Raw genomic sequence first — 8,837 nt, 5'->3', positions numbered from 1 at the left:
GCACCGAGCAGCAGGCCGCGTCTCTGCAGGAAACCGCAGCCAGCATGGAACAGATCACCAGCACGGTCGGTCACAACGCGGCCAATGCCCAGCAGGCGAACACGCTGGCGGCGACCGCGTCCGAGGTCGCTTCCCGGGGCGGGCAGACGGTGGCCCAGGTGGTCGAGACCATGGGCGAGGTCAATGCCTCGACACGCCAGATGTCCGATATCGTGGGCGTGATCGACAGCATTGCCTTCCAGACCAATATCCTGGCCCTGAACGCCGCCGTCGAGGCCGCCCGGGCGGGCGAACAGGGCAAGGGCTTTGCCGTGGTGGCTTCCGAGGTCCGGGCGCTGGCCCAGCGGTCTTCGGGCGCAGCCAAGGAAATCCGTGATCTGATCGATTCCACCGTGCAGAAAATCCAGGCTGGCGCCGAACTGGCCGACGGTGCGGGCCAGACCATGACCGAAGTCGTCTCCAGCGTGCAGCGGGTGGCCGACATCATGTCGGAAATCACGCTGGCCAGCCGCGAACAGGCATCCGGTATCGAACAGGTCAACCTGGCCATCGGCCAGATGGATCAGGTGACGCAGCAGAACGCTGCGCTGGTGGTCGAGGCCGGCACGGCAGCCCAGGCCCTGAACGACCAGATGAATGGCCTGAATCGGGCGGTCGGAGTCTTTCAGCTGAGCGGGCCGGGCACGGCCGCCTTGCCGCAGGAATGAACACTGCGTGGTGCGGGTTGCCGTGCGGCACGCTGGCCACAGCGGCCGTGCTGATCCTGGCGGCGGGCGCGGCCTGGGCCGGCGGTGGTCAGGCCTGGACGCGGGACCAGGTCAGCCAGGGCCTGCAGGCGCAAGGCCGGGCCGTGGTGGTGCGCTACGAACCGGGGCCTCGGGGGCCGGCTGTACCGGATGGCGCGCGCATCACCCAGGTCTATGCTTCCCGGGATTACAGCAGCACCGCCCAGGTCGCCACCGATCTGTGCTGGGGCTCGGAACGCGGGCCGTGCGTGCCGCTGGCGGGCCGCAGCATCGAAACCCATGCCTTTGATGGACGCGCAGCGCGCGGGCCTGTGTTGCTGGTGCATCGGGTCGAACATTGGGTCAACGATCATCCGCCCCTGTTCATCCGGGGGACCGTGACGGTCTGGTTCGATGAGCGGTAGCAGGATGTCCGGCACAAGTTGCCTGGCGCGCCATCGGCTGAAAATATCTCGGGTTATACTAGTCAGCTTACCTGGTTCACGGGGTGCACAGCGCCCATCATGGCTGCCGAGCCGGGGGTTTCAGACGGAACATCATGCAAAAGAACAGCTATAGCTACGACGAACTGCTGGCCTGCGGACGCGGGGAACTCTTCGGCCCAGGCAATGCCCAGCTGCCGCTGCCGCCCATGTTGATGTTCGACCGCATCACCCATATCGATGACCGGGGCGGCGCGCACGACAAGGGCCAGATCGTGGCCGAACTCGATATCCGTCCTGATCTGTGGTTTTTCGGCTGTCATTTCCAGGGGGATCCGGTCATGCCGGGCTGCCTGGGGCTGGACGCCATGTGGCAGCTGGTGGGTTTTTTCCTGGGGTGCTGCGGCGGTCAGGGCCGGGGCCGTGCCCTGGGCGTAGGCGAGGTCAAATTCACCGGCCAGGTGCTGCCTGCCGGCAAGCTGGTCCGCTATACCATCGACATGAAGCGCGTGATGATGCGCAAACTGGTGATGGGGATCGCCGACGCCCGCATGGAAGTCGATGGCCACGAAATTTACGTGGCCCATGATCTGCGCGTGGGGCTGTTCACGCGCACGGACAATTTCTAGGAGCTTCGATCATGCGTCGTGTCGTCGTCACCGGCATGGGCATTGTGTCCAGCCTGGGCAACAACCAGTCCGAGGTCCTCGACAGTCTGCGCCAGGGGCGTTCCGGCATCACGTTTCAGCCGGAATACGCCGAACAGGGCCTGCGGTCGCAGGTGGCGGGTTCGGTGCGTCTGGACGCGCTCGATCGGATCGATCGCAAGCTCGGGCGTTTCATGGCCAATGGCCACGCCTACGCCTGGCTGGCCATGCAGGAAGCCATCCAGGATGCCGGCCTGACGCCCGATCAGGTGTCCAATCCACGCACCGGCCTGATCGTCGGTGCCGGGGGGGCCTCGCATTCCTCGATCCACGATGGCATCCAGACCCTGCGCGACAAAGGCGTGCGCCGCGTCGGCCCCTACATGGTCACCAAGGCCATGGCCAGCGGCGTGTCCGCCTGCCTGGCCACTGGCGCCCAGATCAAGGGCGTGAACTATTCCATCAGTTCGGCTTGTTCCACCAGCGCGCATTGCATCGGCAATGCCGTCGAACAGATCCAGCTGGGCAAGCAGGACATCGTGTTTGCCGGCGGGGCCGAAGAAGAACACTGGTCGCTATCCTTCATGTTCGATGCCATGGGGGCGCTGTCCACAAACTATAACGACACGCCGGACCGGGCTTCGCGCACGTATGACGCCGACCGCGACGGTTTTGTGATTTCCGGTGGCGGCGGCATCCTGGTGGTCGAGGAATACGAACACGCCAAGGCGCGCGGCGCCCGCATCCTGGCCGAAATCGTCGGCTACGGGGCGACGTCCGACGGCTACGACATGGTGGCGCCTTCCGGCGAAGGCGCGGCCCGCTGCATGCGCCAGGCGCTGGCGGATGTGACCACGCGTGTGGACTACATCAACACCCATGGCACCAGCACGCCGGTGGGCGACATGAAAGAACTCGAAGCCATCCGCGAAGTCTTCGGCGACGATCAGCCCTGGATCGCGTCCACCAAGTCCCTGTCCGGCCACGCGCTGGGCGCCGCCGGCGTAAACGAGGCCGTCTACACCCTGCTGATGATGCAGCATGGCTTTGTCGCCGCATCGGCCAATATCGACACGCTGGATCCGGCCGCCGAGGGCATGAACATCCTGCGCGAAACCCTGCCGCAGGCCCGCATCGAAACCGCGTTGTCCAACAGTTTTGGTTTCGGCGGCACCAACGCGACCCTGGTGTTCTCGCGCGCGGGGCTTTGATGCCCTGATCCGCTGGCCGGGGTTCCTGGTCAGGCACCCAAGCAAGCACATGGCCCGCCGCGCCCGACCGCCGGCGGGTCTTTTCGTTGGTCAGCGCGCGGTTTTCGGGCGCCGCGTGTCGGGCAGAAAGAAAGCCGCCAGGCCCAGCAGGGGCAGGAAGGCGCACAGGTGGTAGACAAAGGCGATGCTGGTGGCATCGGCCAGCCGGCCCAGCGCGGCCGCGCCAATGCCCCCCATGCCAAAGGCCAGGCCAAAGAACAGGCCCGAGACCGTGCCGGTCTTGCCGGGCATGAGTTCCTGGGCATAGACGATGATGGCCGGGAAGGCCGATGCGATCATGAACCCGGCGCAGAACACCAGGATCAGGGTCCAGTGCAGATTGGCGTAGGGCAGGGCCAGCGAGAATGGCGCGGTACCCAGGATCGAGCCCCAGATCACGCGCTTGCGGCCGATGCGATCGCCAATGGGGCCGCCCGTCAGCGTGCCGGTGGCCACCCCGGCCAGGAATACGAACAGGGCATATTGCGCCTGCTGGATGTTCAGGCCGAAACGGTCGATCAGGAAAAAGGTGAAATAGCTGTTCAGCCCCGCCAGGTAGAAATATTTGCTGAAGATGAGCAGCAGCAGGATGAACACGGCGCCGTGCACCTGGCGGGCCGACAGGCCATTGTCGGTCTTGCGCAGGGATGCGCGGCCTCGCGCGCTGGTCAGGTTGGCAGCATACCAGCGGCTGACGCCCAGCAGGATGCAGATGCCGGCCAGCGCCGCCAGCGATACCCAGGCGACGCTGCCCTGGCCGCGAGGCACGATCAGCAGTGCGGCCAACAGCGGGCCGATCGATGAGCCGATGTTGCCGCCCACCTGGAAGATCGACTGGGCCAGGCCATGGTGACCGGCCGAGGCCATGCGCGCCACCCGGGACGATTCCGGGTGGAACACCGATGACCCGGCCCCCACCAGGGTGGCGGCCAGGACCACCACGGGAAAATTCCAGGCCTGGGACAGCAGCAACAGCCCGCAGAAGGTGAAGCCCATGCCGATCGGCAGGGAATAGGGCATGGGACGGCGATCGGTGACCCGGCCTACTACCGGCTGCAGCAGCGACGATGAAAACTGGAAAGCCAGCGTGATGATGCCGACCTGGGCGAAGCTGAGTTCAAACCGGCCCTGGAGCACCGGGTAGAGCGCCAGCAGCACCGACTGCATCATGTCGTTGAGCAGGTGGGTCAGGCTGATGGCCCCCAGGATGGGGAAAGCGACGCCGGGTTCGGACTGGGCGGCGGCGGACGGCGCCGTGGCAAGGGAATCTTTCATTTTCAAGTGAGCGATACGATCCGATGGATTGTACGCTGCCGCATGATATGTGCCCGGCGTGATGGGCATCCATACTACTGCGCCAGGGAACACATCATTCGATGTTCTGCGCCTGTTCCCGCATCTGTTCGATCAGCAGTTTCAGGTCGATGGCGGCCTGGGTGACGGACAGGGCGGCGGCCTTGGAACCCAGGGTGTTGGCTTCGCGGTTCATTTCCTGGAACAGGAAATCCAGGCGCTTGCCGCTGCCGCCGCGCGCGGAGGACGCGTGCCGGCCAGAGAGAATTTCGCGCAGTTCCTGCTGGTGGGAACGCAGGCGGGTGAGTTCTTCGGCCACGTCCACGCGCAGACCGAACAGGCTGGCTTCCTGGGCGATGCGGGCGCTCAGTTCGGCCCCGCCGATGGCGGCGAAACCGTCCGGGCTGGCGGCTTCCAGGGCTTCGCGCAGGCGCTGGGCGACACGGTCCTGATGCTGGCGCACCAGGTCCGGCAGTTCGGCCTCGACCTGCGTCACGATGCGGTCGATTTCGTCGGCCAGGGCAAGCATGGCCTGCGCCAGCCGCTTGCCTTCGCGCTGGCGCGCGGCACTGAATTGTGCCAGCGCCTGTTCGCAGGCCTGTTCGCACAGAGGCAGCCAGATTTCGGCGTCCAGGCCGCCGCGCATCGTGCCGGTCCGCGGGAGTTCGGCCAGTGTCGGCGCAGGCAGGTCGGGGATCAAGCGGCGTGCCCATTGCAGCTGTTCGGCCAGCGCGCGCACGGCCTCGGCATCGATGGGTTGCAGGGCCTCGCGTTCGAGCGCCGCGTAGGACAGCTTGAGTTCGACTTTGCCCCGCAGGACCTGGCGGCCTATCAGATCGCGTATGCGGGCTTCGGAGAAACGCAGGTCCTCGGGGATGCGCAGGCTCAGGTCCAGGTAGCGGTTGTTGACGCTGCGGATTTCGGCGCTGACCGACCCGGCGTCGGAATCCAGTCGGGCGGTGCCAAAGGCGGTCATGCTGCGGATCATGGGGCGGTCTCGTCGGCGTTTCTCTACAATGGAGTCTTATTGTAGACCGGCCCTGTCGGGCCTTCTGGCTGGAAATTTCCTCATGACGACCACCCCTTCCCGCGCTACCGCTTCTGCACGACCGTCCGGCCGACGGGCGGATGAATTGCGCCGCATCGAACTGCTGACCGGCTACACGCGCCACGCCGAAGGCTCGGTGCTGGCCTGCATGGGCGATACGCGCGTGCTGTGCAATGCCAGCGTGCTGGACAAGGTGCCGCCTTTCCTGAAGGGGCGGGGGCAGGGCTGGGTCACGGCGGAATACGGCATGTTGCCGCGTGCCACGCATACCCGGGGCGACCGCGAGGCGGCACGGGGCAAACAGAGTGGCCGCACCCAGGAAATCCAGCGCCTGATCGGCCGCGCCCTGCGTGCGGTATTCGATTTGCAGGCGCTGGGCGAACGCACCCTGCATCTGGATTGCGACGTGCTGCAGGCCGATGGCGGCACCCGCTGCGCCAGCATCACCGGGGCCTGGGTCGCAGCGGCCCTGGCCGTGCGCGGCCTGATGGCAGGGGGACAACTGGCGGCTGATCCGCTGCGCGGCCAGGTGGCCGCCGTGTCGGTCGGCATCGTGGGCGGGCGCCCTGTCCTGGATCTGGATTACCCGGAAGATTCCGCCTGCGATACGGACATGAATGTGGTCATGACGGGCGCCGGGGATTTCGTCGAGGTCCAGGGCACGGGCGAGGGCGGCAGTTTCCGCCGCGATGAACTGAACGGCCTGCTGGATCTGGCGACTCTGGGCATCCAGGAATTGATCCGCGCGCAGGCTGCGGCACTGGAAACCGCATGACCCGCGCTGCCATGAAAAAAGTCGTGCTGGCTTCGGGCAACCCCGGCAAACTGAAGGAATTTTCTGCCAGCCTGTCGGCAGCCGGGATCGACATGGTGCCGCAAAGCGCGCTGGGCGTGCCCGAGGCCGAAGAACCCTTCCATACGTTCGTGGAAAATGCGCTGGCCAAGGCCCGCCACGCCAGCCGTGTCACGGGTCTGCCGGCGCTGGCCGACGATTCGGGCCTGTGCGTGCATGCCCTGGGCGGTGCGCCCGGGGTGTATTCGGCGCGTTACGCCCAGACACCGGACGGTGCGCGTTCGGATGCGGCCAACAATGCCAGACTGGTGGCGGACATGGCCGGCCAGACTGATCGGCGCGGCAGCTATGTCGCCGTGCTGGTGTATATGCGCAGTCCCGATGATCCTCGCCCGATCGTGGTCGAAGGCTCGTGGGACGGCGAGATCCTGGAAACCCCCAGGGGCACCCATGGTTTTGGCTATGATCCGCATTTCTATCTGCCCGATCTGGGCATGACCGCTGCTGAACTGCCCCTGGAACAAAAAAACGTGCTCAGCCACCGGGCGCGCGCCCTGCGCAGCCTGCTGCAGGCGCTGCGCAGTGAATTCGACCAGGATCGAGGCCGGGGGGAACCGGCGCGACCATGAAACGACTGATCCAGGTCCCCTTGCCCGAGCGCGCAGGGGATGGCCGTCCCGGGGTGCGCGGCAAACCCGGCCTGGCGGCGCTGCCGCCGCTGTCGCTGTACGTCCATGTGCCATGGTGCGTGCGCAAATGCCCCTATTGCGACTTCAATTCCCATGAGCGCGCCGGGGAACTGCCGGAACAGGCCTATCTGCAGGCGCTGCAGGCCGATCTGGAACAGGCCGTGCCCGATGTCTGGGGGCGGCAGGTTGCGACGGTGTTCTTTGGGGGCGGCACCCCCAGCCTGCTGTCGGCCGATGCAGTCGATCGGATCATCGGCCTGTTCCGTGCCTATCTGAATCTGCCGCCTGACGCGGAAATCACCCTGGAGGCCAATCCGGGCACCGCCGAGGCGGCCCGCTTCCAGGGCTACGCCCAGGCCGGGGTGAATCGTATTTCCCTGGGCATCCAGAGTTTTGACGATGACAAGCTGCGCCGTCTGGGGCGCATCCATGACGCGGCCCAGGCGCGCGCCGCCATCGAAATGGCCCAGCACGCCGTGGATCGGGTCAATCTGGACCTGATGTTCGCGCTGCCGCAGCAGACCCTGGCCGAATGCGAACGGGACGTGCGCGAGGCCCTGGCCTTTGGTACGGGCCATCTATCCCTGTACCATCTGACGCTTGAACCCAACACGGTCTTTGCCAAATATCCGCCCCCGGTGCCGGATGATGAATTGGGTGCAGCCATGCAGGACCGAGGGGCGGAACTCATCCAGGCAGCGGGGTTCGATCGCTACGAGGTCTCGGCCTATGCGCGGCCCCAGCAGGCCTGCCAGCACAACCTGAACTACTGGCGATTTGGCGACTATCTGGGAATCGGTCCGGGCGCGCACTCAAAAATTTCCTTCCAGGACCGCATCACGCGCCAGGCGCGGGCGCGCATGCCGGATGCCTGGATGCGGCTGGTGCGCGAAGGCGAGGGCCGGCATGTGGTCGAACGCCGTGAACTGAACCATGACGATCTGGGCTTTGAGTTCATGCTGAATGCCCTGCGCCTGCGCGAAGGCGTCGAAGGCGGCCTGTTCATCGAGCGGACCGGCCTGTCGCTGATGGCGCTCTTGCCGGCGCTGCGCCGCGCCGCCGAGCGCGGTCTGCTCGAACCCGGCCTGGATCGGCTCTGCGCCACGCCACATGGCTGGCGCTTTCTGAATGAACTGCAGATGGAATTCCTGAACTGATTGGCAGGCGGACAGGAATCAGGCCATTTGTTGTGTGAATGCACCGAAATGGTGCGCGCTCATCCGGGCTTGCACTAAAATATGCACCCGAATGGTGCGTCTGTGCGGGATGGTGCCGTTTTTTGGCTTCTGTTGGCGCATCGCTGCCTGGGATGGCCTGCGGTCAAAAGATGGCACGATCATTGCTTATGAATTCAACGAAGCCTCGGGCTTTTCCCTTTGACACTATGACTTGGCGCAGGAGCTTTTATGTCCACCCCTGAAAACGTTGTGCAGATGATCGCCGAACGCGAAGTGGCGTTCGTGGATTGCCGCTTTACCGACACGCTGGGCCGGGAACACCACCTGACCCTTCCCGCCAGCCAGGTGGACGAGGACCGCATGGAAGCCGGGATCGCCTTCGATGGCTCCTCGATCGCTGGCTGGAAGGGCATCGAAGCATCCGACATGATCCTGGTCCCGGATGCCAGCACCGCCCGCCTGGATCCGTTCCGCGAGGAAACCACGCTGATCCTGACCTGCGATGTGGTCGAGCCTTCGGACCTGAAAGGCTATGATCGCGACCCGCGTTCCCTGGCCCGGCGCGCCGAGGCCTACCTGAAGGCCAGCGGCCTGGGCGATACGGCGTATTTCGGGCCGGAACCCGAATTCTTCGTCTTCGATGGCGTGAGCTGGAATGCCGACATGAGCGGCAGTTTCGTGAAGATTGCCTCGGACGAAGGCTTCTGGTCGAACGCCAACGAGGCCAATGGCAACAATCTGGGCTATCGCCCCAGCGTCAAGGGCGGCTAT

Annotated in this window: 10 protein-coding genes; 8 read left to right on the top strand and 2 right to left on the bottom strand. The window is 65.4% G+C overall.

Annotation, left to right across the window (positions count from 1 at the left end; genetic code table 11):
• The 4 genes from RBR29_RS08665 to fabB all read left to right on the top strand — a co-directional run.
• On the top strand, positions 1-707 hold a 707-nt coding region (locus tag RBR29_RS08665), incomplete at its 5' end, for a methyl-accepting chemotaxis protein (protein WP_320348637.1).
• Positions 704-1,150, top strand: a complete 447-nt coding sequence (locus tag RBR29_RS08660; RefSeq protein ID WP_320348636.1) for a hypothetical protein — start codon at positions 704-706, stop codon at positions 1,148-1,150. The genes RBR29_RS08665 and RBR29_RS08660, both read left to right, overlap by 4 nt.
• Positions 1,151-1,281: 131 nt before the next feature.
• On the top strand, positions 1,282-1,797 hold the full coding sequence (fabA, locus tag RBR29_RS08655) for a 3-hydroxyacyl-[acyl-carrier-protein] dehydratase FabA (RefSeq protein WP_369293024.1): 516 nt from the start codon (positions 1,282-1,284) through the stop codon (positions 1,795-1,797).
• Positions 1,798-1,808: 11 nt separating this feature from the next.
• A complete protein-coding gene (fabB, locus tag RBR29_RS08650) occupies positions 1,809-3,026 on the top strand; it encodes a beta-ketoacyl-ACP synthase I (protein ID WP_320348632.1) in 1,218 nt (405 codons plus the stop codon).
• A 90-nt stretch (positions 3,027-3,116) separates the two neighbouring features.
• On the opposite strand, the gene RBR29_RS08645 is transcribed toward fabB, so the two are convergent.
• Together RBR29_RS08645 and RBR29_RS08640 are read right to left on the bottom strand one after the other, a co-directional pair.
• Entirely contained in the window at positions 3,117-4,340 is a 1,224-nt protein-coding gene (locus RBR29_RS08645) for an MFS transporter (protein ID WP_320348631.1), read from the bottom strand.
• A gap of 94 nt (positions 4,341-4,434) precedes the next feature.
• On the bottom strand, positions 4,435-5,346 hold the full coding sequence (locus tag RBR29_RS08640; protein WP_320348630.1) for a YicC/YloC family endoribonuclease: 912 nt from the start codon (positions 5,344-5,346) through the stop codon (positions 4,435-4,437).
• An 82-nt stretch (positions 5,347-5,428) separates the two neighbouring features.
• Between RBR29_RS08640 and rph the strand changes: the two genes are divergently transcribed.
• From rph to RBR29_RS08620, 4 genes are all read left to right on the top strand, one after another.
• Positions 5,429-6,181, top strand: coding sequence for a ribonuclease PH (gene rph, locus RBR29_RS08635; RefSeq protein ID WP_320348629.1), 753 nt, complete (start codon positions 5,429-5,431; stop codon positions 6,179-6,181).
• A gap of 11 nt (positions 6,182-6,192) precedes the next feature.
• Positions 6,193-6,828 (top strand): RdgB/HAM1 family non-canonical purine NTP pyrophosphatase, encoded by a 636-nt coding sequence (rdgB, locus tag RBR29_RS08630; RefSeq protein ID WP_320348638.1) that lies wholly within the window; start codon positions 6,193-6,195, stop codon positions 6,826-6,828.
• The gene (gene hemW / locus RBR29_RS08625; protein WP_320348628.1) at positions 6,825-8,045 is read left to right on the top strand and encodes a radical SAM family heme chaperone HemW; all 1,221 of its coding nucleotides are present in this window, start codon (positions 6,825-6,827) and stop codon (positions 8,043-8,045) included. The genes rdgB and hemW overlap by 4 nt, the downstream gene beginning before the upstream one ends.
• A gap of 249 nt (positions 8,046-8,294) precedes the next feature.
• Positions 8,295-8,837 (top strand): glutamine synthetase beta-grasp domain-containing protein (locus RBR29_RS08620; RefSeq protein ID WP_320348627.1); only part of this gene is annotated, 543 nt, incomplete at its 3' end.

Source organism: Castellaniella sp. (assembly GCF_034007085.1).
In the GTDB taxonomy this organism is placed as follows: domain Bacteria; phylum Pseudomonadota; class Gammaproteobacteria; order Burkholderiales; family Burkholderiaceae_B; genus Castellaniella.
The sequence above is the reverse complement of the archived record's forward strand: the minus strand, read 5'-3'. Positions and strand labels throughout refer to the sequence as shown.

Bases quoted from the DNA above. Each gene is read 5' to 3' on its own strand.
- rdgB (WP_320348638.1), top strand. From the start codon at position 6,193: ATGAAAAAAGTCGTGCTGGCTTCGGGCAACCCCGGCAAACTGAAGGAA.
- rph (WP_320348629.1), top strand. From the start codon at position 5,429: ATGACGACCACCCCTTCCCGCGCTACCGCTTCTGCACGACCGTCCGGC.
- RBR29_RS08660 (WP_320348636.1), top strand. From the start codon at position 704: ATGAACACTGCGTGGTGCGGGTTGCCGTGCGGCACGCTGGCCACAGCG.
- hemW (WP_320348628.1), top strand. From the start codon at position 6,825: ATGAAACGACTGATCCAGGTCCCCTTGCCCGAGCGCGCAGGGGATGGC.
- RBR29_RS08640 (WP_320348630.1), bottom strand. From the start codon at position 5,346: ATGATCCGCAGCATGACCGCCTTTGGCACCGCCCGACTGGATTCCGAC.
- RBR29_RS08645 (WP_320348631.1), bottom strand. From the start codon at position 4,340: ATGAAAGATTCCCTTGCCACGGCGCCGTCCGCCGCCGCCCAGTCCGAA.
- fabB (WP_320348632.1), top strand. From the start codon at position 1,809: ATGCGTCGTGTCGTCGTCACCGGCATGGGCATTGTGTCCAGCCTGGGC.